Origin of the sequence: Pengzhenrongella frigida (assembly GCF_004168625.1) — a bacterium.
Taxonomy (GTDB): domain Bacteria; phylum Actinomycetota; class Actinomycetes; order Actinomycetales; family Cellulomonadaceae; genus Pengzhenrongella; species Pengzhenrongella frigida.
In genome coordinates this window covers 1-23,730 of sequence record NZ_SDWW01000055.1, presented here as the reverse complement: position 1 = coordinate 23,730, position 23,730 = coordinate 1, and the positions used below count along the sequence as shown (strand labels likewise).

Genomic DNA, 23,730 nt, shown 5'->3' with positions numbered 1-23,730 from the left:
CGGCGGCCCGGCGGCCCGGCGGCCCGGCGGCCCGGCGGCCCGGCACCCGCACGCCTGCCGCCCAGTACGCGGCCTGCTCGGCCCTCGCGGGGCCTGCGCGAGCTGGACCGCCTGGGATTGGTCTCTGTCTCTGAAGGGGACGACCGGGCGGGCATCTGCCCCGGCCTGTTCTCCATCTCGTCGTTGTTCAGCTCGTCGTGACCCGCCACGATCGGTGTCCCTTGCTTGGCACGTTCGGCCGGCCCGCGGCTGCCGGTCGACGTCGTCGGGGTCCTCCTTGAGGCGATGGGCTGGCAGCGTGGCCTGGGACAGAAGTCCCCGGCGGGCGCTTCTCGAGCCCGCTGCGGACGCGCCGCGACCCCACCGAGGCGGCTTGGGCGGATTTGATCTCCTAGTGACGTTTGACATACTCCGCAGTGGTACTCTCATTAGGTAAGTCGGCGCTGCTGGTTCGGTTGGGGCGTCGATTCGGGTCGGATACGACGTTCGTCGCACCGATCCCGGCACCACCTGCGGCTTGGGGCGGATCCCGTCGAGCTCGGCGGTCTTCCGGCACAGTGGCGCGACGCGAGATTCATTGCCTGGTTGGTTTCTCAACCGTGGCTCGGCTTGGTGCGATGCATCGATTCAAGGGTCGATTGACCAGGACCAACGTCCTGGTTCATCGAAATCAAGCGCAAGAGAATTGATACGCGGAAGAACAGCGCTGTTCGGACGTGGAACGGGTCGGACCATCGTGAAGTGATGGGTGGTCCCGGACTCGAAGGAAGTGTCGTATCGAGCATCTCTTCGGATGCTCACATGGGCTGTCGTGCGTCGTGCGTGAAATTGAGCAGGCGTGGACTGTCAAACGTTTCTGTCGTGAACCATCTTCTGAACGAACAGAAGGACGAGAGCCATCTCCTTGGCGCTCGCCGGGATTTCCCGGCGATCGAGAACGTTTCGATGTGAGTACGAACTGAAGTAGCTCCGCAGCCCTATCGGGAAATTGGCCCCGTTGCAGTCGTGCCAAGCAAACTTCCGACTCAAGCACCGAGCGAACAGCTGATTCCCTGCCCGTTGAAGGGCACTGCTGTGCCGCCATGCAGACAACTCGACGTTCTACCGAACGGAACTGACGCCAGTTCCGCGAGGTCAACCGGCGCGCGCGCCGACGACCTCGGCCAAAGACAGAGGAACACGCAATGAAGAAGGCAGTCCTGACCGCAGGCGAGGCGGTCGCGCTCGTTCGAGACGGCGACATGGTTGCGATTGACGGCTTCGTGGGGATCGGGCACCCCGAGGAGCTCACAGCGGCCCTCGAGAGCCGCTTCCTCGAGACGGGTACCCCGGCCAACTTGTCCCTGGTCTACGCGGCGGGTCAGGGTGACTCGAAGGAGCGTGGCCTCAACCACCTCGCGCACGAGGGTCTCTTGAAGCGGGTCGTGGGCGGCCACTGGAATCTCGCTCCGAAGCTCGGCGCGATGGCCGTGGCGAACCAGATCGAGGCCTACAACCTGCCGCAGGGCGTGATCAGCCACCTGTTCCGTGACATCGCGGCGGGGCGACCGGGTTCGCTCACCCACATCGGGCTCGAGACCTTCGTCGACCCGCGCAATGGGGGCGGGAAGCTCAACGAGATCACCACCGAGGACCTGGTGGAGCTCACGAGCGTCGGTGGTGAGGAGTACCTCCTGTACCGCTCGTTCCCGATCAACGTCGCGTTCATTCGCGGCACCTCTGCGGACGAGGACGGCAACATCTCGTTCGAGCGGGAGGCGGGCACCCTCGAGGGGTTGTCGGTGGCGCAGGCCGCCAAGAACAGTGGCGGGATCGTGATCGTCCAGGTCGAGCGGATCGTCCAGGTCGGAAACATCAACGCGCGTGACGTCAAGATCCCCGGGATCCTCGTCGACGCGGTCGTGGTCGCAAGCCGCGCGGAGTTCCACATGCAGAGCTTCGGTGAGCAGTACAACCCCTCCTACAGCGGCGAGATCCGGCTGCCGCTCGACGAGCTGGCACCGATCCCGCTCGACGCGCGGAAGATCATCGCCCGCCGGGCCCTCATGGAGGTCGCGGAGAACGCGATCGTGAACCTGGGGATCGGGGTGCCGGAGGGGGTCGCAGCCGTGGCGGCCGAGGAGGGTGTGCTCGACCAGTTCGTCCTGACGGTCGAGTCCGGGCCGATCGGCGGGGTCCCCGCCGGTGGGCTGAGCTTCGGTGCGGCGTTCAACCCGGACTGCATCCTCGACGCGCCCTACCAGTTCGACTTCTACGACGGCGGCGGGCTGGACATCGCCATCCTCGGTATGGCGCAGCTCGACCGGCACGGAAACGTGAACGTCAGCAAGTTCGGCACCCGGATCGCCGGTGCCGGTGGCTTCATCAACATCTCGCAGACGGCGAAGACCCTGGTGTTCTCGGGCACCTTCACCGCCGGCGGCCTCAAGGTCGCGATAGAGGACGAGGCCCTGGTGATCGAGCAAGAGGGCAAGATCTCCAAGTTCATGCTCGACGTCGAGCACGTGACGTTCAGCGGGAGCTATGCCCGCAAGAAGGGGCAGCGCGTCCTGTACGTGACGGAGCGGGCTGTCTTCCGCCTCGGTGACGAGGGGCTCGTGCTCGAGGAGATCGCTCCCGGTGTCGAGCTGGAAAAGGACATCTTGAGCCTGATGGCCTTCCGCCCAGCCATCTCGAGCACCCTGAAGGTCATGGATTCCTCGTTGTTCCGGCAAGGGGCGATGAGTAGCGGTGCGAGCTTCAATGAAGGAAGTGCAGCCTAGTGAAGATCGAGAACAGAGTCGCTCTCATCACCGGAAGCGGCCAGGGAATTGGCAAGGCCATCGCCCAGACGTTCGCGGGCGAGGGCGCGAAGATCGCGATCAATGATGTTCCGTTCAATGAGGCGAAGGCCCTGGCGACGCTCGCCGAGCTCCGTGCGGCGGGTGTCGACGCCGAGCTGTTCCTTGCGGACGTCACCAAGGAAGACGAGGTCGACGCGATGGTCGAGGCCGTCCGAGCACGATTCGGCCGCGTCGACATCCTCGTCAACAACGCGGGGATCAACCGGGACGGCCTGCTGCACAAGGGCAGCCTCGCGAACTGGGACGCCGTCATGGCGGTCAACCTCACGGGTCCGTTCATCTGCACCAAGGCGGTGCTGCCGTCCATGCGTGCGCAGGGCTACGGGCGCATCGTGAACATGTCGTCCCTGACCGGTCGCGTCGGCATCTTCGGCACCGGCTACTACGGGACGTCGAAGACCGGCCTCGTCGGGCTCACGAAGATCACCGCGGTGGAGAACGTGTCCAAGGGCATCACGTGCAACGCGCTCGCCCCGGGCTACGTCAACACCGACATGATGAACAAGTACCCCGAGGACCAGCTCACAGCGCTCATCGCCTCGATCCCGATGGGCCGCTTCGCGGAGCCGAAGGAGCTGGCGGACGCCGCCCTGTTCCTCGCCTCCGACGCGTCGGCCTACATCACCGGTGCCGTGCTCGATATCAACGGTGGCAGCTTCATCTAGGCCACGGTTCCCCTTCCCTTTCCCGGCAGTCCACCACCGCCGCCACCCGCTCGCCGAGCCCTTGGTCGCGCGCGCGGGTGGGGTGTCGCCCCCTCAACCGAAAGCAGGAACACCCACATGAAGCAACTCGTCACGCTGGCAGCGGTGACGGGCGAGGTGCGGCTCGGGTGATCGAACGATAGATCCTCACGTGCTCGACCTAGGTAGATAACAATCGTTGTATTCTTTCGGAGGTGTTCCTGTTATGGGAGTATTGGGTATTCTCTTGAGCCTTGGGCTCTTGATGTTCATGGCCTATCGAGGCTTCTCGGTGATCTTCTTCGCGCCCGTCCTGGCGATCTTGGCAGCGGTGTTCTCCGGCATGTCGATCCTGCCGACGTACACGGAGATCTTCCTGCCGAACATGGCGAACTACATCAAGGTGTACTTCCCCTTCTTCCTGCTCGGTGCCGTCTTCGGCAAGGTCATGGAGGAGTCCGGCGCTGCCAAGGCGATCGCGCGGGCGATCGTCGCGAAGCTGGGCGCCAAGCGCGCCATGCTCTCGGTCGTGCTCTCGGCCGCGATCCTCACCTACGGTGGCGTCAGCCTCTTCGTGGTGGCCTTCGCCGTGTACCCGTTCGCTGCCTCGATCTTCAAGGAGGCGGACATCCCCAAGCGGCTCGTGCCCGCCACGATCGCGCTCGGTGCCTTCACCTTCACGATGGACGCCCTGCCGGGCACGCCTCAGATCCAGAACTCCATCCCGATGAAGTTCTTCAACACGGACCTCTACGCGGCGCCGGTGTTCGGAACCCTGGGTGCGATCATCATCCTCACCGTCGGGATGTTCTACCTCGAATGGCGCAAGAAGAGCGCCCAGGCCAAGGGCGAGGGCTACGGCGTCGGGCACAAGAACGAGCCCGAGGTCGTCGAAGACCGCAACCTGCCCAACGCCTTGCTCGCCGCCGTCCCGCTCGTGTCGGTCCTCGTGCTCACGCTCGTGCTGCAGAAGTTCGTGTTCCCGCGCTGGGACATCGTCGACATGGTCACGGCGGAGCCGTACAACATGATCGAGGGCGGCGTCGTCGGCACGATGAACAACTGGGCGCTCATGATCGCCCTCGTCGTCGGGATCATCATCGCCTTCGTCATCAACCCGCGCCGCATCAAGGGGAACGTCGCCAAGGCGATCAACCTCGGCGCGATCGGGTCCCTGCTCGCTGTGATGAACACGGCCTCTGAGGTCGGCTTCGGTAACGTCATCAAGACGCTGCCCGGCTTCCAGTCGATCGCTCAGGCGCTGACCGGCATCAACGCCGGCGGCAGCCCGCTCTACTCCGAGGCCATCACCGTCAACGTGCTCGCCGGCGTCACCGGTTCGGCCTCGGGCGGCATGAGCATCGCGCTCGACACCTTCGGTGCGGAGTACCTGGCGTGGGCCGACCGGGCGAACCTCTCGCCCGAGCTCCTCCACCGGGTCGCCTCGATGGCCTCGGGTGGGATGGACACGCTGCCCCACAACGGTGCGGTCATCACGCTGCTGGGGATCGCCGGCCTGACGCACAAGCAGTCCTACAAGGACATCTTCGCGATCACGTTGCTGAAGACCTCGACGGTGCTCATCCTGATCCCGCTGCAGGCGATCTTCAACTTCGTCTGAGTCGACGAGGAATCTGTAGCGACAGCGCGATGAGAGGGGGAGCGGGGCCAGGGACGTTCCGCCTGGTTCCGCTCCCCCTTTTCGCATCTGAGGGCAGCCCCGCGCGCTCCTGCAGAACAGCACGGTCAGCAGCACCCACATCGTGAAGCAGCAAAGACGAGGAACCATGATCAAGGTCAAAGTAGTCACCGTCCAAGAAGCCGTCGAGATGATCCCTGACGGCGCCTGCGTCGGAGTCACCGGATTTGCCGGAGCCGCCCACGCCGAGGTGATCACCGAGGCGGTCGAGACCGCGTTCCTGGCGCAGGGTCACCCGCGCGACCTGTCACTGGTCTTCTGCGCCGGCATCGGCGACGGCAAGACGATGGGCACCAACCACTTCGGCCACGAGGGCCTGGTGCGCCGGGTCATCGGCGGGCACTGGAACCTCGCGCCGAAGCTGGGTCAGCTGGCCGTCGACAACAAGATCGAGGCCTACAACTTTCCGCAGGGCACCCTGGCCCAGCTGATGCGAGACATCGCGGCGGGCAAGCCGGGGACCGTCTCGAAGGTCGGGCTCAAGACCTTCGTCGACCCGCGGGTCGAGGGCGGCAAGCTCAACGCCGTCACCACCGAGGACATGGTCGAGCTGATCGAGCTCGGTGGGCAGGAGTGCCTGTTCTACAAGGGCTTCAAGATCGACGTCGCGATCATCCGGGCGACCTCGGCCGACGAGAAGGGCAACCTCAGCATGGAACGGGAGGCGGTCTCGGTCGAGAGCCTCTCGATGGCGCAGGCGGCCCACAACTCGGGCGGCATCGTGATCGCCCAGGTCCAGCGGATCGTCTCGGCCGGTTCGCTCGACCCGAAGCTGGTCAAGGTCCCGGGGATCTTGGTCGACGCCGTCGTGCTGGTCAAGCCCGAGCAGCAGTGGCAGACGTTCGTGGAGTTCTACGACCCCTCGTTCTCCGGCGAGGTTCGCGTCCCGGTGGACGGTCTCGACCCGATGCCGATGGACGCCCGGAAGATCATCGCGCGTCGCGCGTCGTTCGAGCTCAACGCCGGTGACGTCGTCAACCTCGGGATCGGCATGCCCGAGGGTGTCGCCATGGTGGCCAACGAGGAGGGAACCGCCGATCAGATCACGCTGACGGTCGAGGCCGGTGGAGTCGGCGGGATCCCCGCGAGCGGCATCAACTTCGGCGCGTCGACGAACGTCGAGGCCCTGCTCGACCAGCCCTACCAGTTCGACTTCTACGATGGTGGCGGAGTCGATGCCGCGTTCCTCGGGCTGGCCCAGATGGACGGCTCGGGCAACATCAACGTGAGCAAGTTCGGTCCGCGCATCGCGGGCTGCGGCGGGTTCATCAACATCACGCAGAACTCGAAGAAGGTCATCTTCTGCGGGACGCTGACCGCTGCGGGCCTCACGATCGACGTGGCCGAGGGACGGGTCACCATCGTGAAGGAGGGCAAGGTCAAGAAGCTCGTGAAGCAGGTCGAGCAGATCACCTTCTCCGGCGAGTATGCGCAGAGCGTGGGACAGCCGGTCCTGTACATCACCGAGCGGGCCGTCTTCGAGCTTTCCGCCGCGGGCGTCGTGCTCACGGAGATCGCCCCCGGGATCGACCTCGAGCGAGACATCCTCGCGCAGATGGATTTCGAGCCGATCATCTCGCCGACATTGCAGATCATGGATTCCCGCATCTTCGCTGACCAGGCCATGTACTTGTCCGCAGCCGTCCCCGGTGACGCATCGGACGAGGGCGACGACGACGACCCCACGGAGCCGTTCGACCTCGATGCCGTCGCGTGATCGGGTCCCAGATCCGCCCGGGTCGTGAGCGGTAGCCTGGAATCAGCGCGATCCCCACGGGTAGTCGGTTCGGAGCATGGCACCTGTGTGCACCGGACGGCGGTCCGCAAGAGTTTCACCCATGGAAGTGCATCCCGAATCCGGGATGACGAGTCTTTCGGAGGAATGAAGAATGAATTTCGAACTCAGTGAAGAGCAGCTCCTCATTCAGGGAATGGTCAAGGAGTTCGTGGCGGCCGAGGTCGCTCCGATCGCCGCCGAGATCGACCGCAACCACCGCTTCCCGGCCGAGCTGATCCCGAAGCTGGCCGAGCTCAACCTGCTGGGTGTTCCGTTCCCCGAGGAGCTGGGTGGCGCGGGCGCCGACAACGTCAGCTACATCATCGTGCTCGAGGAGCTCGCCCGCGCCTGTGCCAGCACCTCCGTGATCGTCTCGGCCCACAGCTCGCTGTGCACGTGGCCGATCTTCGCCTTCGGGTCCGACCTGCAGAAGAAGAAGTACGTCACGGACCTCGCCTCGGGTGCCTCGCTGGGTGCCTTCGCCCTCACCGAGCCCGGCGCCGGCACCGACGCCGCCGCGGGCACGACCACGGCCGTGCTCGACGGAGACTCCTACGTCCTGAACGGGACGAAGACCTTCATCACCAACGGTGGGTTCGCCGACGTCTACATCGTCACGGCCATGACGGACCAGGCCGCCGGGACCAAGGGCATCAGCGCCTTCATCATCGACAAGGACCTCCCGGGCTTCACCGTCGGCGAGCGCGAGCACAAGATGGGGATCCGGGCGTCCAGCACGACGCCGCTGTACTTCTCCAACTGCCGGGTCCCGAAGGACGCCCTGCTCGGCCAGGAGGGCAAGGGCTTCAAGATCGCGATGATGACCCTCGACGGCGGCCGCATCGGCATCGCCGCCCAGGCGCTCGGGATCGCGCAGGGTGCGATCGACGCGTCGGTCGCCTACGCCAAGGAGCGCGTGCAGTTCGGCAAGCCGATCGCCCGTCTCCAGGCCATCCAGTGGATGATCGCCGACATGGTCACCGAGGTCGAGGCAGCCCGGCTGCTCGTCTACCAGGCGGCCTGGCGCAAGGATGCCGGCCTGTCCTACACGCGTGAGGCCGCGATCGCGAAGCTCTTCGCCTCCGAGGTCGCCACCCGGGTTGCCGGCAAGGCCATCCAGATCCACGGCGGGGTGGGCTACACCGAGAGCTACCCGGTCGAGCGCGCGTACCGCGACGCCAAGATCTGCGAGATCTACGAGGGCACGTCCGAGGTCCAGCGCATGGTCATCGCGGGTGGCGCGCTTCGCTGATCGCCGCTCGCGCGGTTTCACTGCTCGCACGGTTCACCGCGCGCGCAGTCGCCTCGCCCGCACACGCGGGCGAGGCGGATTTCCCACGTTTGTCCAGACCGATGAGGGAGTGCAAGTTCCGATGGAAGAACTGGTTTTTGCCGACATCAAGGTAGGCGACACGGCGTCGTTCTCCAAGACGATCACCGAGGGTGACGTCGTGACGTACGCCGGCCTGACCGGCGACTTCAACCCGGTGCACATCAACGCCGAGTACGCCCGCGAGTCCATGTTCAAGGAGCGCATCGCCCACGGCATGCTCGTCTCCGGGCTCATCTCCGCGGTGCTCGGCACGCAGCTGCCTGGGCCGAACTCGATCTACCTCGGCCAGGAGCTGTCGTTCAAGGCCCCGGTCAAGATCGGCGACACGGCGACCGCGACGGTGACCGTCGCCGAGAAGCGTGACGACAAGCGGATCCTCAAGCTGAAGACGGTCGTGACCAACCAGGACGGCGTCGTCGTCATCGATGGAACGGCTGTCATCAAGAAGGTCGGCCTGTAGGGCTGGTTCGAACAGATGCGCTCCTGCGCCCGGACGTGATCGGGCGCAGGAGCGCAGAGCGGCGGTAGGACCTCAGACGGTCCTGCCGCCGCTTTCGTGTCTCTGGAACCCAGCACCGATCACCACGCAGAACGGCCCGGCACCCACGAGGGGTACCGGGCCGTTCTGCAGTGCGGTGGATCAGAGCGCTGGAGCTCGGTGCTCAGCCCTCACGGAACTGGATGCCGAACCCGCCGCGCGGGTAGTGCCACTTCAGGGCGCCGGGTGCGGCCACCGCAAGGCACGTGCCGCACTCGAGGCAGGCGGCGTACTCCACGGAGAGCGAGCCGTCGGCCTCTTCGGTGTAGACGTGGGCCGAGCAGCAGGCGACGATGGCGCGGCCGCACCCGGTGGCCTTGACGACCTCCTGGTTGACCTCGATGTGGCTCTCTTCCTCATCGAGCTCGAAGCGGTTCCGGGCGAGACGTTCCGGGACAGAAAGTGGTTTCACAGTGCTCGTACCCCCGCAAGGCCGTCTTTGATGAGGTGCTTGATCTTCACTGGTGACTTCTTGAACGCCTTCATGGCAACCTTCAGGAGGTGCTCGCGAGGCGAGTTGTCGAGATTGAAGACGCCGTACAGGACGTTCCCGATGAGCTCACCGTATTCCTTGTACATGCGCTCGGTCTCGAGGAAGGCCGGAGCCTTGGCGTAGGTCTCCATGTCCTTGCCGGCGTAGGAGGCGAACAGCGCCTCGCGGTACCCGGCGAGGCCGACCTTGGACGTGTCCTTGCTGTCCAGCGCCGCACCGATGCCCTTGGCGGCAGCAACCCCGGAGGCCACGGCCAGGTCCATCCCGCGCACCGTGAGACCGGTGTTCAGGGTGAGTCCGGCGGCGTCCCCGACGACGACGAGGCCGTCCATCGAGATCTCCCCGAGCATGGCGAGCCCGCCCTCGGCCACGAGGTGGCAGCCGTACTCGACGACCTCGCCGCCCTCGAGGTAGGGGGCGATGAACGGGTGGGCCAGGAAGTAGTCGAGGATGTCGGTCGTCGACTTATTCTTGGCGGTGAGGTCGTCGAGCCGAAGCACGACGCCGACGGAGATCGACTCGGTGTTGGTGTACATGAAACCGCCACCACCGATGCCCTGCGTGCAGTCGCCGACGATGGCGAAGGCGGCACCCTCGTCACCGGTGACGCTGAAGCGCGCCTCGATGGTCTCGCGCGGCAGGTTGACGACGCACTTGACGCCGATCGCCAGGTGGTTCAGCGGCTCCTTCGTGCGGAGCCCCACCTCCTGCGAGATGAACGAGTTCACGCCGTCCGCAGCGACGACCACGTGGGCCCGCAGCTCGTCGTCGCCGGCCTTGACGCCGACGACCCGCTTGCCGGTGGGACCGTCCTCGGTGAGGACCTTGTCCACGCGGACGCCGGGCATGAGGAACACCCCGGCCTCTTCGCACTTCTCGGCGAGCCACGGGTCGAGCTTGGCGCGCAGCACCGTGACCGCGTTGACCGGGTCGGACAGGCGCGTGTCCTTGTAGTCGATCCCGATCGAGCTGTCGGCGTTGAGGAAGTTGATGTAGTTGCGCGTGATGCGTCGCTCGACCGGGGCTTCGGTGAGGAAGTCGGGGAAGACCTCCTGCATCCCGCGGCAGTACAGCACGCCGCCGGACAGGTTCTTCGCGCCGGGCGCCTCGCCCCGCTCGATCAGGACGACGGAGCGTCCCTGGGTGGCGAGCTGGTACGCGGTGATGGCGCCGGCGATGCCGGCCCCGATCACGATGACGTCGAAGTCGGGCTCTGCGGCCTCGGTCACGGCAGACTCCGTCATTTGAGGGCCGCAGTCAGCGCCGGCACGAGCGCGTAGAGGTCGCCGACGAGGCAGTAGTCGGCCTCCTTGAAGACCGGCGCGTTCGGGTCGGTGTTGATCGCGACGATCGTCTTGGCGCCGCGGACGCCCACCATGTGCTGGAGCTGACCGGAGATCCCGATCGCGAAGTACAGGTCGGGCGTGATGTGCGCACCCGAGACACCGATGTACCGGTCCTTGCCGAGCCAGTCGAGGCCCTCGGCGACGGGCCGTGAGCACGCCACCTCGGCCTTGGCGGCGTCCGCGAGGGCGTTGATCAGGGCGAGGTCTTCCTGTGTCTTGAGGCCCCGACCGATGCCGACCACGCGAGGCGCGGCACCGAGGTCGACCTGCTCGAACGACGAGGGCTTGGTCTCGACGACCGTGATCCCCAGCGGCGTGGCGGGGAGCTCCTCGACGGGCACGGTGGTGCTCGCGGCGGGAACGGGCCCACCCTCGAGCAGGAGCGCCAGCGGGCCGGTGACCGTGACGGTCTCCTCGGCGATACCGCCGAAGACCGAGCAGTTCGCGACGAGGCCGGCGCCGTCGGCCGTGATCGAGGACACCGCGGCGAGAACCGGCGCCTGCAGGCGGGCTGCGGTCGCACCGAGCAGCACCCGGTCGCTCGCGCGGTTGGCGGCCAGCACCAGGCCCGGGGTGGCGGCGGCGACGGCGTCGGCGACCACGGTGGCGTAGGCCTCCGCGGGAACCGCGCCGGGCTCGCCGAACCAGACGACCTTGTCGACGCCGGCAGCGGCGACCGTGTCGGCGACGGCACGGGGGCCGACGACGGCGACCGAGACCGATCCGCCGAGGGAACGTGCGGTGTCGATCAGGTTCCCGATGGCCGGGTCACCCGCGACGATGATCCACGTGTTCACGCTCATGTGCGTTGTCTTCTCTCTTGTCTCGGGATCTCAGAGCGCGCCGGCGCCGCGAAGGGCGGCGACGAGCTCAGCGGCAGCGGCTGCGGGGTCGGACGCGTCGATCATCTGACCCTTGCGAGTCAGCAGATCGGGCCGAGAGGTTCCGGTGACCGTCGTGGTACCGGCAGCGGCCGGGATGTCGAGAGCGGCGAGGTCGAGGGACTCCACCGGCTTCTTGCCTGCGGCAAGGATGTCCTTCATGCCGGGCACCCGGGCGACGGCGGCGTCGGTGGAGGCGGCGAGCACGACGGGTCCGGTGATCTCGAGCACCTGCGTGCCCGTGGGGACCGCACGCTCGACGCGCAGCGCGCCGGCCTGGCCGGTGATCGAGATGACCTCGGCGACCGCGGGCCAGCCGAGCTGACCGGCGAGCACGGTCGGGACCATCTTCGAGCCGACGTCCACGGACGAGTCGCCGGTGATGACCAGGTCGACATCGCCGATGTGGCGCACCGCGGCGGCGAGCACTGCGGCGAGCTGGGTGGAACCTGCTCCCTCGAGCGAGTCGTCCGCGACGATGACCGCGCGGTCGAATCCACGGGAGAGGGCGGCCTTGCGGGCCAGGGTCGCATCGACGCGCTTGGTCCCGACCGTGAGGCCGATGACCTCACCGCCGGTGGCGTCGGCGAGCCGGCGCGCCAGCTCGGCGGCCACCGGGTCGTACTCGCTGAAACCGGGCTTGGCCCGGCTCCAGTCCACGGTGCCCTGGGCACCTACGGTTGCGTCCTGCGGGTTCGATGCCCATTTGTAGGCGACGACGATTTTCATGACAGAGATCGTTCTCCTCTCGCCTCGCAGCGCAGCCCTGTTCACGGACGATCTGTTAGCCGGCGAGGAATCCCATGCTACGTCACCCGCTGGAGCCCCTTTCTGGGACCTTGGGGCAATCAACGCGATACCCCCGCATGCCGGGGAGGCATACGGGGGTATCGGTCAATGGCCTGCATCGGGCGTTGAATATTGAATGTTCAACAGGCAAAGGCGACTGGCGTGGCCGCCCGAATCTGCGTGCTGGTCAGGTGCCGGCTCAGGTCCGGTCGGGGACGAGGTACAGGACACCGAGCGGGGGGACCCGCAGCCGCACCGAGTGCGCCCGACCGTTCCACGGCACCGGTTCGGAGTACACCAGCCCGAGGTTCCCGACGCCGGAACCGCCGTAGATCTCGGAGTCCGTGTTCAGGATCTCGCGCCACGGACCACCCTCCGGCAGCGCCAGGCGGTAGTCCTCGTGGGGCACGCCCGCGAAGTTCACGACCACGGCGACGACGCCCCCGCGGTCGTCGCGGCGCAGGTACGACAGCACGTTGTGGTTGGCGTCGTTGGAGTCGATCCACTCGAAGCCGGCCGGGTCGAAGTCGCGGGCCCACAGTGCCGGGTGAGCCTTGTAGACGGTGTTGAGGTCGACGACGGCGCGCTGCACGCCGGCGTGGTCGGCGTACTCGAGCTCGTACCAGTCGAGCCCGTGGCTCTCGGCCCACTCCTGGCCCTGCGCCCACTCGCAGCCCATGAAGATCAGCTGCTTGCCCGGGTGCGACCACTGGTAGGCGAGCAGCGCACGCACGCCGGCGAACTGCTGCCAACGGTCGCCCGGCATCTTCGCGACGAGCGCACCCTTGCCATGCACGACCTCGTCGTGGCTCAGGGGCAGCACGAACTGCTCGGAGAACGCGTACACCAGCGAGAACGTCGCCTCGTGGTGGTGGTAGCGGCGGTTGATGGGCTCCTCCGCCAGGTACCGCAGCGTGTCGTTCATCCAGCCCATGTTCCACTTCAGGCCGAACCCGAGACCGCCGACGCTGGTCGGGGCGGTGACGCCCGGGTACGCGGTGGACTCCTCGGCGATCAGCATCACTCCGGGGGTGCGCCGGTAGGCGGTCGCGTTGGCCTCCTGGAGGAAGCTGATCGCCTCGAGGTTCTCTCGTCCGCCGTAGATGTTGGGCTGCCACTGGCCGGCGTCGCGCGAGTAGTCCAGGTAGAGCATCGAGGCGACGGCGTCGACGCGGAGCCCGTCGATGTGGAAGTCCTCGAACCAGTAGGTGGCGTTCGCGACGAGGAAGTTGCGCACCTCGTGCCGCCCGAAGTTGAAGACGTACGTGCCCCAGTCCATCTGCTCGCCGCGCTGCGGGTCGGGGTGCTCGTACAGCGGGGTGCCGTCGAACCGGCCGAGGGCCCATTCGTCCTTGGGGAAGTGGGCCGGCACCCAGTCGAGGATCACGCCGATCCCGGCCTGGTGCAGGGCGTCGACGAGGAACCGGAAGTCGTCCGGGTGGCCGTAGCGCGAGGTCGGCGCGAAGTAGGAGGTGACCTGATAGCCCCATGAGCCGCCGAACGGGTGCTCGGCGACCGGCATGAGCTCCACGTGGGTGAACCCCATGGCAACGACGTACTCGGTGAGCTCCGTGGCGAGGTCCCGGTAGGACAGGTCCGGTCGCCACGAGCCCAGGTGGACCTCGTAGATGCTCATCGGACCGCTGTGCGGGTCAGTCGCGGCACGGTTGGTCAGCCAGGTGGAGTCCTGCCAGGCGTGGGAGGACTCCACGACGACCGAGGCGGTCGCCGGCGGGACCTCGGCGGCCTTGGCGAGCGGGTCGGCCTTCTGCCGCCAGCCGCCGTCCTGGGCGAGCACGGCGAACTTGTAGCGGTCCCCGGCGCCGACGTCCGGGACGAACAGCTCCCAGACCCCGCTGGTGCCCAGCGAACGCATCGCGTGCGTCGCGCCCTGCCAGTGGTTGAAGTCGCCGACGACCTGCACGGCGCGGGCGTTGGGTGCCCAGACCGCGAACGACGTGCCGTGGACCTCGCCGAGGATGCTCGGGTACGTGCGCAGGTTCGCGCCGAGGACCGTCCACAGCTCCTCGTGGCGACCCTCGCCGATCAGGTAGAGATCGATCTCGCCGACGCTCGGCATGAACCGGTACGGGTCATCCGTGACGGTGGTGCTCTCGCCGTAGGTCACGCGCAGGCGGTAGTCCGGCACGGTCGTCATCCGCAGCGTCGCCGCCCAGACGCCGTCCTGCACGTGGGTCGCGGCCCATTCGCCGTCGGCCGTGACGACGACGACGGAGTCGGCGAGCGGGCGCAGCGCGCGAATCGTCACGCCGGCGCCGGTCAGGTGAGGTCCGAGGATCGTGTGCGGGTCCCCGTGCGCCCCGCCGGCGATCATGGCGAGCTCCGGGGAGGTCTGCGGTTTCTGGGCGGTCGTCCTCCGCTTGCGTTCCATGGCCCTACCTTTCCACGCTGCGTGGGTGCTGCCGTACTGCGAGAGGTCAGATCTCGATGGTGAGCCAGAAGAACTCGCGGGTGCCGAGCGTGATCGTGAGCGTGCCGTCCGCGCCGACCGACGGGAAGGTGGCGCCACCGAACACGTCGGTCAGCCGCGCTCCCGCCCACGCGGGCAGCGTGAGGGTCGTGGCGCGCGCGGTCGAGGCGAGGTTCGCGATGCACAGGAGCGATTCCTCGGGCAGGCTCCGCACGAACGCGAGCACCGACTGGTTGTCGCTCGAGACGGGCTGGAAGTCCCCCTTGCCGAGCGCGGGGTGCTGGCGGCGGACCGCGAGCATGCCGTGCACCCAGTGCAGGAGCGACGACGGCTGGGCGAGCTGGACCTCGACGTTGGTGCTCGTGTAGTTGTGCACGAGCGACTGCACGACCGGGAGGTAGAGCTTGCCGGGATCGGCGGTGGAGAAGCCGGCGTTGCGGTCCGGGGTCCACTGCATCGGCGTACGGACCGCATCGCGGTCGTGCAGCCAGATGTTGTCGCCCATCCCGATCTCGTCGCCGTAGTACAGGCACGGGCTCCCGGGCAGCGACAGCAGCAGGGCGTGCGCGAGCTCGGTCTCGTTGCGGGAGTTGTCGAGCAACGGGGCCAGGCGGCGGCGGATCCCGACGTTGGCGCGCATGCGCGGGTCCGGAGCGAACCACCCGTACATCGACGCGCGCTCCTCGGTCGAGACCATCTCGAGGGTCAGCTCGTCGTGGTTGCGCAGGAACGTGCTCCACTGCCCGCTGCGGGGGATCGTCGGGGTGTCGGCCAGGATGTCGATGATGTGCGTGGCGCGCTGCTCCTTGAGCGCGTAGAAGATCCGGGGCATCACCGGGAAGTGGAAGCACATGTGGCACTCGGGCTCGTCGTCGGTGCCGAAGTACTCGACGACCTCCTCGGGCCACTGGTTCGCCTCGGCCAGGATGATGCGGCCCGGGAACTCGTCGTCGATCACGCGGCGCAGGTCGCGCAGGAAGGCGTGGGTCTCGGGCAGGTTCTCGCAGTTGGTGCCCTCGGCCTCGAACAGGTAGGGCACCGCGTCGAGCCGGAAGCCGTCGACGCCGAGCCGGAGCCAGAAGCGCGCGACGTCGGTCATCGCCTCGACGACCTGGGGGTTCTCGAAGTTCAGGTCCGGCTGGTGGCTGAAGAAGCGGTGCCAGAAGAACTGCCGGCGCACGGGGTCGAACGTCCAGTTGGACGTCTCGGTGTCCACGAAGATGATGCGCGCGTCGCCGTAGCGGGTGTTGTCGTCGCCCCAGACGTAGAAGTCCCCGTAGGGGCCCTCGGGGTCGGACCGCGAGGACTGGAACCAGGGGTGCATGTCGCTGGTGTGGTTCATCACGAGGTCGACCACGAGTCGGATCCCCCGTGCGTGCGCCTCGTCGATGAGCTCGGTGAAGTCGGCGATCGAGCCGTACTGCGAGGCGATCGAGGTGTAGTCGGAGACGTCGTAGCCGCCGTCGCGCAGCGGGGAGGGGTAGAACGGCGGCAGCCACAGGCAGTCGACGCCGAGCCACTGGAGGTAGTCGAGCCGGTTGATCAGGCCACGGAAGTCACCGTTGCCGGCGCCCGAGGAGTCCGAGAAGGCCCGGACCATCACCTCGTAGAAGACCGCGGTCTTGTACCAGTCCGGGTCGTCGGAGAGCCCCGGGGTGCCGACGGTGGGGACCGGTGGCTGGCGGCGGGCGGGCAGCGCGCCGTACGCGAGCTGGACCGCGGGGGAACCGGCCCCCGGTCCGGCCGCTGCTGACTCGGTCACCGGGTCCTCACGTGGATCAGGTGAGCGACCTGGACGTTCGGGTCGAGGGACACGAATGGCGCACTGCCCCACGCGTAGGTGTTGCCGGACAGCTCGTCGTGCGCCGCGAACAGCACGCCGTCCGAGTCGCCGTGCACCGGCACCCCGAGCGCCTCGAGGTCGAGGAAGACCGTGCCCTCGCGAGGAGTGTGCGGGTCGAGGTTGACCACGACGACGATCGTGTCGGCCAGGCCGGTGGGGGAGTGCTCGGCAGCGAGGTGCCGCGAGAAGCAGAGCAGGCCGTCGTCCGACGTGCGGTGCACGCGCAGGTCGCGCAGCTGCTGCAGGGCCGGGTGCGCGCGGCGGATCTCGTTCAGGCGCGTGATCAGCGTCTGGATCCCGAGGCTGTCGGCTCGGGCCCAGTCGCGGGGTTTGAACTCGTACTTCTCGTTGTCGATCTGCTCCTCCACCCCCGGCCGCGGCACGTTCTCGACGAGCTCGTAGCCCGAGTAGATGCCCCAGGTCGGTGAGCCGGTCGCCGCCAGGACCGCGCGGATGGCGAAAGCGGCCACCCCGCCGGTCTGCAGGTAGGGCGGCAGGATGTCGTGGGTGGTCGGCCAGAAGCTCGGACGCATGAACGAGCCGTCCTCGCCGGACACCTCGGTGAGGTACTCGGCGAGCTCCTTCTTCGTGTTCCGCCACGTGAAGTACGTGTACGACTGGTGGAACCCGATGCGCGCGAGGGTCTGCATCATCGCCGGGCGCGTGAACGCCTCCGCCAGGAAGATCACATCGGGGTGGTCCTTGCGGACGTCCGCGAGCAGCCACTCCCAGAACTCGAGCGGCTTGGTGTGCGGGTTGTCGACCCGGAACGCGGTCACGCCGTGGTCGATCCAGACCTGGACCACGCGCCGCACCTCGGCGTAGATGCCGGCCGGGTCGTTGTCGAAGTTGACCGGGTAGATGTCCTGGTACTTCTTCGGCGGGTTCTCGGCGAACCGGATCGTCCCGTCCGCCTGGGTGGTGAACCACGCGGGGTGCTCGGTCACCCAGGGGTGGTCGGGCGAGCACTGCAGGGCCAGGTCGATCGCGATCTCCAGGCCGTTGGTCCGCGCGGCAGCGACGAACGCGTCGAAGTCCGCGAACGTGCCCAGCTCGGGGTGGATCGCGTCGTGGCCGCCGTCGGCGGAGCCGATCGCGTACGGCGAGCCGGGGTCGCCGGGGGCCGGGGTGAGGGAGTTGTTGCGACCCTTGCGGAACGTCGTGCCGATCGGGTGGATCGGCGTCAGGTACACGACGTCGAAGCCCATGGCGGCGATCTCCGGCAGCCGGTGCGCCGCGGTCGCGAACGTGCCCGAGCGCCACTGCTTGAGCTCGGGGTCGAACGTGGCCCCCTCCGAGCGGGGGAACATCTCGTACCAGGCCCCGGCCAGCGCGAGCGGGCGGTCGACCACCAGCGGGTAGGTGGCCGACGGCGAGACGAACTCGCGCAGCGGGTGCGCGGCGAGCGTCGCCCGCACCCGGTCGCTGAGCGCGGCCGCCAGGCGGGCGTCCGCCGGACGGGCCAGGTCGCGCAGCGCGTGCACCGCGTCCAGGAGGACCTGGACGGCCGGCTTCGGCAGCCCGGTGCCCTGCGCAGCGCGGGTCAGCACCAGCGCGCCTTCGGCGAGCATGAGCTCGACGTCGACGCCGGCGGCGACCTTGATGGCCGCGTCGTGGCTCCAGGTCCCGTACGGGTCGGACCAGCCCTCGACCCGCAGGCTCCACGCGCCGGGCTCGTCGGGCACCAGCAGCGCCTCGTACCGGTCCAGGCCGGGGGCGATGTCGACCATCCGGGCACTCGTGCGATCTCGACCGTCCGGGCCGACCAGGACCGCGGTGGCGGCCACCGCGTCGTGCCCTTCCCGGAAGACCGTGGCACGGACCGGAACGGCCTCGCCGACCACGGCTTTCGCCGGCCACCGGCCGCCCTCGGCCACCGGGCCGACGTCGAGCACGGGTATACGTCCGATGCCGCGGGGCATCGCGGAGGGCTGCAGGGGACTGTCCACGCGATGAACTTACCGAGCCCCGGTGGGTGCTGCGTGCAGGCCCGCCCTGCGGACGAACTTTTGCCCCCGCGCGGGCGGGTCGTGATGAGCGCTTGTAGGGTCGGCCGCGTGAGAGCCATTCGCCGATTCACCGTTCGCACGCTGCTGCCGGTCGCGCTCGAGGATCTCGACGAGCTCGCGCACAATCTGCGCTGGTCGTGGCACGCGCCCACCCGTGACCTGTTCGCCACGATCGACCCCACCCTGTGGCAGACGGTCCAGGGCGACCCGGCCGCGCTGCTCGGCGCGCTCCGCCCGGAGCGGCTCGCGGCGCTCGCGGCCGACGTCGATTTCGTCTCGTTGGTCCGGGCCGCGTCGGACGACCTGCACCGGTACCTGAACGACCCGCGCTGGTACCAGTCGGCGGCCGACCCTGAGGACCTGCCGGCGGCGATCGCGTACTTCTCGCCCGAGTTCGGGATCACCTCCGTGCTGCCGCAGTACTCGGGCGGCCTCGGGATCCTGGCCGGGGACCACCTCAAGAGCGCGTCGGACCTCGGGGTGCCGATCGTCGGCGTCGGGCTCCTCTACGGCGCGGGGTACTTCAAGCAGTCCCTCACGCGGGACGGCTGGCAGGTGGAGACCTACCCGGTGCTCGACCCCGACGGCCTCCCGCTGAAGCTGGTGCGCGAGGAGGACGGAGCGCCGTCCATCGTCTCGGTCGAGCTGCCCGGCGGTCGCACGTTGAACGCCCGCGTGTGGACCGCGGCGGTCGGCCGCGTGCCGTTGCTCCTGCTCGACTCGAACGTGCCCGAGAACGACGACGCGGCGCGCAAGGTCACCGACCGCCTCTACGGCGGCGGTGGCGAGCACCGGCTCCAGCAGGAGCTGCTGCTCGGGGTCGGCGGCGTGCGGGCCCTGCGGCTCTGGTCGCGGCTGACCGGGGCGCTCGAGCCGGAGGTCTATCACACCAACGAGGGGCATGCCGGGTTCCTCGGCGTCGAACGGATCCGCGAGCTCGTGAGCTCGGCGGGGCTGACCTTCGAGGAGGCGTTCGAGGCGGTCCGGGCTGCGACGGTGTTCACGACCCACACGCCGGTCCCGGCGGGGATCGACCGGTTCGGCCGCGACCTGGTGGCGCGCTACTTCGGCGGTGACAACGCCCGCGTCGGGGTCCCGGTCGAGAAGGTGCTTGCGCTCGGCGCCGAGGACTACGACGGCGGCGACCCCACCGTGTTCAACATGGCCGTCATGGGCCTGCGGTTCGGGGGGCGGGCGAACGGTGTCTCGCTGCTGCACGGCGCGGTGTCCCGCGGCATGTTCCGGGCGCTCTGGCCCGGGTTCGACGAGTCCGAGGTCCCGATCAGCTCGGTCACCAACGGGGTGCACGCACCGACCTGGGTCGACCGCCGGTTCATCGACCTCGCGGCGGAGCGGTTCACGCACGCGGAGGCGGCGAGCGGCGCAGGCTGGTTGCGGACCGACGCGATCACGGACGAAGAGCTGTGGGACATGCGTCACACCCTGCGCTCGCAGCTGGTCCGCAACGCGCGCGCCCGCCTGCGGGCCTCCTGGCGTCAGCGCGGCGCGAGCCCGGCCGAGCTCGGCTGGGTCGACGACGCGCTCTCGCCCGAGGTCCTCACCATCGGCTTCGCGCGGCGCGTGCCGACGTACAAACGGCTCACGTTGATGCTGCGCGACCCGGACCGCCTGCGCGACCTGCTCACGCACCCGACCCGACCGATCCAGCTGATCATCGCCGGCAAGTCCCACCCGGCCGACGAGCAGGGCAAGCGCCTCATCCAGCAGCTCGTCCGGTTCTCGGACTCGAGCGACGTGCGGGGCCGGATCGTCTTCCTGCCGAACTACGACATCGCGATGGCCCAGGCCCTGTACCCGGGCTGCGACGTGTGGCTCAACAACCCGCTGCGCCCGCTCGAGGCGTCCGGCACCTCCGGGATGAAGTCGTCGCTCAACGGCGGCCTCAACCTGTCGATCCTCGACGGGTGGTGGGACGAGTGGTTCGACGGCGAGAACGGGTGGGCCATCCCGACCGCCGACGGCGTCGAGGACTCCGACCGGCGCGACGACCTCGAGGCGGCCGCGCTGTACGACCTGATCGAGAACCAGGTCGCGGCCCGCTTCTACGACCGCGACGACCGCGGGCTCCCGGTGACCTGGCTCGGCATGATCCGGCACACCCTGGCGACGCTCGGCCCGAAGGTCCAGGCGACCCGGATGGTCGCGGACTACGTGCAGCAGATGTACGCGCCGGCGGCGCTGGCCGGCCGCGCGTTGGACGGTCCCGGCTTCACCGGGGCGCGGGAGCTCGCCGAGTGGAAGGCGAAGGTGCGCAGCCAGTGGTCCCACGTCCACGTCGACCACATCGAGTCGGGCGTGGGGGAGGTGCCGCAGGTCGGCGACGCGCTGCACGTGCGCGCGATCGTGTCGCTGGGCTTGCTCACGCCTCAGGACGTCGAGGTCCAGGTCGTGCACGGGCGGGTCTCCGAGTCCGACGATCTGACCTCGTTCGGGACGCAGCCCCTCGCGGTCGACGAGTCCTACGAGAACGGCCGGTACTCCTTCGGCGCTGACGTGCTGCTCGACTCCTCCGGACCGTTCGGCTACACGGTGCGGATCGTGCCCCGGCACCCCGCGCTCGCCTCGATCGCTGAGCTCGGCCTGGTCGCGAACGCCCACTGAACCGGTGGTCGGCGTTCGCGGTGGTCGGCGTTCGCGGTGGTCAGCGGGCGATGTAGACCCGCAGCGACAGCGCCTCGAGGACCACCATCTCGCCGGACTCCGCGTGCAGGCCCCCACCGATCGCGGCCGCCGCGCGTTCGCCGGGCTCGTCCCACGTGCTGTCCCAGGCGAGCTCCCACTGCGTCGGGTGCTCGTCGGCGAGGACGACCTCGATCAGGTCGAGCGCGCCGTTGATGACCACGAGCACGTCCGACGGCGGGGTGTCCGGCAGGTCGCCCGGCACGCTGCGCAGCATCTGCAGCGTGCGCACCGCCGGGTCGTGCCAGCGCTCGTGGCCGAGGGCGGACCCCGACGCGTCGAACCAGGCGAGGTCGGGACGATCGCCCGGCCGTGCTCGCGCCCCGCGGAAGAACCTGTCCGGCCGCAGTGCCGGGTTCTCGCGGCGCAGGAGCAGCAGGTAGCGCGTGGTCGCCAGCACGTTGCGCTGCGACTCGCCCAGGTTCCAGTCGAGCCACGAGATCTCGTTGTCCTGGCAGTACGCGTTGTTGTTGCCCAGCTGCGTGCGACCGAGCTCGTCCCCGGCGCTGATCATCGGGGTCCCGGCGGACAGCAGGAGCGTTCCCAGGAGGTTGCGCAGCGAGCGCTGGCGCAGCGGGAGGATCTCCCAGCCGACCGAGTCCGCAGGCACGGGCCCCTCGATCTCGTGGTTCCAGGACCGGTTGTCGTCCGTGCCGTCGCGGCTGTCCTCGCCGTTCGCCGCGTTGTGCTTGTGGCTGTACGACACCAGGTCGGTCAGCGTGAAGCCGTCATGGGCGGTGACGAAGTTCACCGACGCACCCGGGCCGCGCATCAACGGGGGGTCGCTGTGGCCGAAGAAGTCGACGGAGCCGGCGAGCCGGGTCGCGAGCTCGGCGACGCCGTTGCCGGGCAGCCCGTGGGCCGCCTGGGCCGGGTCGGAGAGCCAGAACGAGCGGATGGCGTCGCGGTACCGGTCGTTCCACTCCGACATCGGGGCGGGGAACGCCCCGGTCCGCCAGCCGCCCGGTCCCAGGTCCCAGGGCTCGGCGATGAACTTCAGCCCCCGCATCGCGGGGTCGGTCTGCAGGGCGACCAGGAAGGGGTGATCGGGGTCGTACCCGCCCTCGCCGCGCCCGAGGGTGACCGCGAGATCGAAGCGGAAACCGTCGACGCCGACCTCGTTCGCCCAGTACCGCAGCGAGTCGAGCGTGAGCTGGATGACCCGCGGGCGGCGGAAGTCGAGGGAGTTGCCGCAGCCGGTGACATCGGCGAACCGGGCCGGGGTGCCGCCGTCGTGCAGGTAGTAGACGGTGTTGTCCAGCCCCCGCCACGAGAGGTGCTGACCGCCGTCGCCGCCCTCGCACGTGTGGTTGTACACGACGTCGAGGATCACCTCGAGCCCGGCCTCGTGGAGGAGCTCGATCGCGCCCTTGACCTCGGCGAGAACCGCGCCGGCGCCGGCGGCCCGGGACGCGGCCGTCGCGTAGGCGGCGTGCGGGGCGAAGAAGCCGGCGGTGTTGTACCCCCAGTAGTTGGTGAGCTCCTTGTCGATGAGGTGCGGTTCCGAGGTGAACGCCTGGATGGGCAGCAGCTCGAGCGTCGTGATCCCGAGCGAGAGCAGGTGGCTCACGGTCGCGGGGTGCGCCAGCCCGGCGTAGGTGCCGCGCAGCTCCGCCGGGACGCCGGGAAGCGTCATGGTGAGACCGCGGACATGCGCCTCGTAGATCACGGTGTCGCGCCACGGGATCTCGCGGTGCACGACGGGCGCCCCGAGGTACGCAGTGTCGACCACGACCGAGTGCGGCACGAGGGCGACGGAGTCCCGCGGATCGGCGGGCCCGTAGATGTCGCCGAACCCGCGCTCGTCCACGACGTGCCCGTAGGTCTCGGGCGTGTAGGCGAGCTCGCCGACCAGCCCGCGGGCGTACGGGTCGACCAGGAGCTTCGCGGGGTTGTGGCGCAGCCCCCGGGCGGGATCCCAGGCGCCGGACGTGCGCAAGCCGTAGCGCTGACCGGCGACCACGCCGGGCACGAAGGCGTGCCAGACGCCGTAGCTCGGCCCACCCAGGGGCACGCGGCGCTCGCGCCAGCCCGTGGGCGTGGTCGGGTCGGGGTCGAGGAGGCAGAGGTCGACGCCCGTCGCGTGCGAGGCCAGTACGGCGACGTCGACGCCGTCGGGCGTGAGGTGGACACCGAGTGGCGGTATCGGACGGGTCACGGGGATCTGCGAAGCGCGGCTCACCGGACCATTCTCCTGCAGCCCAGGAGTCGCCACGGTCACGACCCGAACATATGCCGGACGCGACGCCGTGAGACCCGTCACGCGCTCGTCGAGTAGCCTCCTTCGGTGATGAGAATCGTGGTGTGCGTGAAGCACGTGCCGGACATCCAGTCCGAACGGAGCCTGCGATCCGATGGCCGGGTG

The 23,730-nt window shown here is 68.6% G+C and carries 15 protein-coding genes; 7 read left to right on the top strand and 8 right to left on the bottom strand.

Translation table 11 applies throughout. The features are described from left to right. Positions 1 to 1,184 precede the first annotated feature (1,184 nt). The 6 genes from EUA98_RS17230 to EUA98_RS17205 all read left to right on the top strand — a co-directional run bounded on the left by EUA98_RS17230 (position 1,185) and on the right by EUA98_RS17205 (position 8,795). On the top strand, positions 1,185 to 2,762 hold the full coding sequence (locus EUA98_RS17230; RefSeq protein WP_130103934.1) for an acyl CoA:acetate/3-ketoacid CoA transferase: 1,578 nt from the start codon (positions 1,185 to 1,187) through the stop codon (positions 2,760 to 2,762). After that, positions 2,762 to 3,508 (top strand): SDR family NAD(P)-dependent oxidoreductase, encoded by a 747-nt coding sequence (locus EUA98_RS17225; protein WP_130103933.1) that lies wholly within the window; start codon positions 2,762 to 2,764, stop codon positions 3,506 to 3,508. The genes EUA98_RS17230 and EUA98_RS17225 overlap by 1 nt, the downstream gene beginning before the upstream one ends. Positions 3,509 to 3,752: 244 nt before the next feature. Next, the gene (locus tag EUA98_RS17220) at positions 3,753 to 5,147 is read left to right on the top strand and encodes a GntP family permease (protein WP_130103932.1); all 1,395 of its coding nucleotides are present in this window, start codon (positions 3,753 to 3,755) and stop codon (positions 5,145 to 5,147) included. A gap of 166 nt (positions 5,148 to 5,313) precedes the next feature. Continuing rightward, on the top strand, positions 5,314 to 6,942 hold the full coding sequence (locus EUA98_RS17215; RefSeq protein WP_130103931.1) for an acyl CoA:acetate/3-ketoacid CoA transferase: 1,629 nt from the start codon (positions 5,314 to 5,316) through the stop codon (positions 6,940 to 6,942). A gap of 172 nt (positions 6,943 to 7,114) precedes the next feature. Further along, on the top strand, positions 7,115 to 8,254 hold the full coding sequence (locus EUA98_RS17210) for an acyl-CoA dehydrogenase (RefSeq protein WP_130103930.1): 1,140 nt from the start codon (positions 7,115 to 7,117) through the stop codon (positions 8,252 to 8,254). Positions 8,255 to 8,375: 121 nt separating this feature from the next. Next, on the top strand, positions 8,376 to 8,795 hold the full coding sequence (locus EUA98_RS17205; protein ID WP_130103929.1) for a MaoC family dehydratase: 420 nt from the start codon (positions 8,376 to 8,378) through the stop codon (positions 8,793 to 8,795). 202 nt (positions 8,796 to 8,997) lie between these two features. Here the strand turns inward: EUA98_RS17205 and EUA98_RS17200 are convergent, their stop codons facing one another. The 7 genes from EUA98_RS17200 to EUA98_RS17170 all read right to left on the bottom strand — a co-directional run bounded on the left by EUA98_RS17200 (position 8,998) and on the right by EUA98_RS17170 (position 18,578). Then, entirely contained in the window at positions 8,998 to 9,285 is a 288-nt protein-coding gene (locus tag EUA98_RS17200; protein ID WP_130103928.1) for a ferredoxin family protein, read from the bottom strand. Then, positions 9,282 to 10,595 (bottom strand): FAD-dependent oxidoreductase, encoded by a 1,314-nt coding sequence (locus tag EUA98_RS17195; protein WP_130103927.1) that lies wholly within the window; start codon positions 10,593 to 10,595, stop codon positions 9,282 to 9,284. Before EUA98_RS17195 ends, EUA98_RS17200 begins: the two co-directional genes overlap by 4 nt. A gap of 11 nt (positions 10,596 to 10,606) precedes the next feature. Beyond that, positions 10,607 to 11,515 (bottom strand): electron transfer flavoprotein subunit alpha/FixB family protein, encoded by a 909-nt coding sequence (locus tag EUA98_RS17190; RefSeq protein WP_130103926.1) that lies wholly within the window; start codon positions 11,513 to 11,515, stop codon positions 10,607 to 10,609. A gap of 30 nt (positions 11,516 to 11,545) precedes the next feature. Further along, entirely contained in the window at positions 11,546 to 12,322 is a 777-nt protein-coding gene (locus EUA98_RS17185) for an electron transfer flavoprotein subunit beta/FixA family protein (protein WP_130103925.1), read from the bottom strand. A 259-nt stretch (positions 12,323 to 12,581) separates the two neighbouring features. Continuing rightward, positions 12,582 to 14,774, bottom strand: a complete 2,193-nt coding sequence (gene glgB, locus EUA98_RS17180) for a 1,4-alpha-glucan branching protein GlgB (protein ID WP_130103924.1) — start codon at positions 14,772 to 14,774, stop codon at positions 12,582 to 12,584. 46 nt (positions 14,775 to 14,820) lie between these two features. Beyond that, positions 14,821 to 16,509: a maltose alpha-D-glucosyltransferase gene (gene treS / locus EUA98_RS17175; RefSeq protein ID WP_242511655.1), complete on the bottom strand. Its 1,689-nt coding sequence runs from the start codon at positions 16,507 to 16,509 to the stop codon at positions 14,821 to 14,823. 62 nt (positions 16,510 to 16,571) lie between these two features. Further along, positions 16,572 to 18,578: an alpha-1,4-glucan--maltose-1-phosphate maltosyltransferase gene (locus tag EUA98_RS17170; RefSeq protein WP_130103935.1), complete on the bottom strand. Its 2,007-nt coding sequence runs from the start codon at positions 18,576 to 18,578 to the stop codon at positions 16,572 to 16,574. A 135-nt stretch (positions 18,579 to 18,713) separates the two neighbouring features. On the opposite strand from EUA98_RS17170, the gene glgP reads away from it, so the two are divergent. Beyond that, the gene (gene glgP / locus EUA98_RS17165; protein ID WP_130103922.1) at positions 18,714 to 21,287 is read left to right on the top strand and encodes an alpha-glucan family phosphorylase; all 2,574 of its coding nucleotides are present in this window, start codon (positions 18,714 to 18,716) and stop codon (positions 21,285 to 21,287) included. A 40-nt stretch (positions 21,288 to 21,327) separates the two neighbouring features. On the opposite strand, the gene glgX is transcribed toward glgP, so the two are convergent. Beyond that, the gene (glgX, locus tag EUA98_RS17160) at positions 21,328 to 23,547 is read right to left on the bottom strand and encodes a glycogen debranching protein GlgX (protein WP_130103921.1); all 2,220 of its coding nucleotides are present in this window, start codon (positions 23,545 to 23,547) and stop codon (positions 21,328 to 21,330) included. Positions 23,548 to 23,730 lie beyond the last annotated feature (183 nt).

Coding starts and splice junctions, on each gene's coding strand:
- EUA98_RS17185 (WP_130103925.1), bottom strand. CDS start 12,322: ATGAAAATCGTCGTCGCCTACAAATGGGCATCGAACCCGCAGGACGCA.
- glgB (WP_130103924.1), bottom strand. CDS start 14,774: ATGGAACGCAAGCGGAGGACGACCGCCCAGAAACCGCAGACCTCCCCG.
- EUA98_RS17230 (WP_130103934.1), top strand. CDS start 1,185: ATGAAGAAGGCAGTCCTGACCGCAGGCGAGGCGGTCGCGCTCGTTCGA.
- EUA98_RS17215 (WP_130103931.1), top strand. CDS start 5,314: ATGATCAAGGTCAAAGTAGTCACCGTCCAAGAAGCCGTCGAGATGATC.
- EUA98_RS17170 (WP_130103935.1), bottom strand. CDS start 18,578: ATGCCCCGCGGCATCGGACGTATACCCGTGCTCGACGTCGGCCCGGTG.
- EUA98_RS17190 (WP_130103926.1), bottom strand. CDS start 11,515: ATGAGCGTGAACACGTGGATCATCGTCGCGGGTGACCCGGCCATCGGG.
- EUA98_RS17220 (WP_130103932.1), top strand. CDS start 3,753: ATGGGAGTATTGGGTATTCTCTTGAGCCTTGGGCTCTTGATGTTCATG.
- EUA98_RS17205 (WP_130103929.1), top strand. CDS start 8,376: ATGGAAGAACTGGTTTTTGCCGACATCAAGGTAGGCGACACGGCGTCG.
- EUA98_RS17210 (WP_130103930.1), top strand. CDS start 7,115: ATGAATTTCGAACTCAGTGAAGAGCAGCTCCTCATTCAGGGAATGGTC.